This is a genomic window from Sphingomonas sp. 179-A 2A2 NHS, assembly GCF_045371305.1.
Classification (GTDB): domain Bacteria; phylum Pseudomonadota; class Alphaproteobacteria; order Sphingomonadales; family Sphingomonadaceae; genus Sphingomonas.
In genome coordinates this window covers 1-1451 of sequence record NZ_JBIQDE010000036.1, presented here as the reverse complement: position 1 = coordinate 1451, position 1451 = coordinate 1, and the positions used below count along the sequence as shown (strand labels likewise).

Annotated in this window: 2 protein-coding genes; both read left to right on the top strand. The window is 68.2% G+C overall.

Features of this window, described 5'->3' with window-relative positions; translation table 11 throughout:
* Nucleotides 1–379 (top strand): hypothetical protein (locus ACH0AE_RS17855; RefSeq protein ID WP_406876173.1); only part of this gene is annotated, 379 nt, incomplete at its 5' end.
* Between the two features lie 555 nt (nt 380–934).
* On the top strand, nt 935–1162 hold the full coding sequence (locus tag ACH0AE_RS17850) for a hypothetical protein (RefSeq protein WP_406876172.1): 228 nt from the start codon (nt 935–937) through the stop codon (nt 1160–1162).
* The last annotated feature ends 289 nt before the right edge of the window (nt 1163–1451 follow it).

Sequence of the window (1451 nt, the reverse complement as noted above, 5' to 3'; positions counted from 1 at the left end):
GGGCGATCCCGATACCGCGCTCGAGGCGCTGCCCTATTATTCGCGCCACCCGATCTATCTCGCGCGCGAGCGGCGCTTCGGCACCACGCTCGCCTTCTCCAAGGCGGCGCAGGAGACGATGACGCTCGGCCGGTTGCTCGATACCGCGCGCCGGCTCCAGGCGCGCCATCGCCGCCCCGTCGTCGTCGTGCTGGGCGAGCGGCTCGGACCCGGAACGACTGCGGGGCTGCGCGACCGCGGCTATTACGGCGCCTTGCGCGTCGACCTTGCAGAGGCGCGCCGCTTCCTCGCCGCCACCCGCCGCCTCGCCCGCTTCGCCCCCGCCGCGACTGATGAGAGCTACGACGTCTATCTGCTGAAGCCCCCCGCAACGGATTGACACGCCGACGTGTCGACATCGCGACACGTGGACCTGAGCACCGTGCGTCGGGCCAAGCGCCACACCGTCGCCACGGCATCGGCGATCGGTCGCGGTCCGGCCGTTATCGGTGCGCGCGATCACTCGCCGCGACGAAGGCGATCGCCGCCATGGCACGCAGCGGTTGCGCGCCAACAGATCGACACGGCAACGTGTCGACACCGCGACACGCCGGATGCAGCCGTACGCCGTGTCGAACGAAGCGCCATCGCGACAATGATTGATGATGCCGTCGATGCATCGATCAGCGATCGTCGAGCGCAACGCTGAATACCCGCGACCGCTACCGTCGACATGTCGCATCGTCGGCATGTCGGGATGATCGCCACGCCGGGCCGTTCTCCGCTGCGGCGTGCCCGCCCGCTCCGCCATCGATGCTTCTCTCGCGTACGCCCGCAACGCCGTGCCTCGCCGCCTGCGATCAGCACGGCTCGGTCGTCATGCCAAGGATATCGCATCCCACCTATACGTCGGCACGAGGGTTGCGGCGCCCGTGCGTGGTGATACCGGCGCGTGATGACCACGATGCGGATCAGCAAGCGCAACCTCGTCGCGGCGACAATCTGCTATCTGGTGGTCGTGCTGCTCGCGATCTGGCTCGTCGCGCTGGTGACGGCGCATTGCCCCGAGCCGCGCTGCACCGCGCGGTCCGACACGCTGTGGCGCTGGGGCTGGGGAGGGGCCGCGCTGCTCTACCCCGGTTTCCTGTGGGTCACACGCCGCAGCATTTGGCGCCGGCACTGACCTCATATGCCTGACCAACCGTCTGTCAGCGTGTCGACAGGTGGACAGGCCGACAGAACGACACGTCGACTCGGCCTGATCGTCTGCCGCAGGCAGGCCGGCTCATGACGGCGAACCGACAGCAACCGCTTGATCCCACTAGGGAGCATCGCGACGGCGTAAGCCGGCGCGTCGGCCGTTGCCGCTAGCGTTCGGTTGGTGTGGGGCGGGGCGGTTTGGCGTGAGTCCCGTCAGGCATCACCGTCTCGGCCGACTAGGCCGAGGCCGTTTCTCCCAGGATATATTGAAT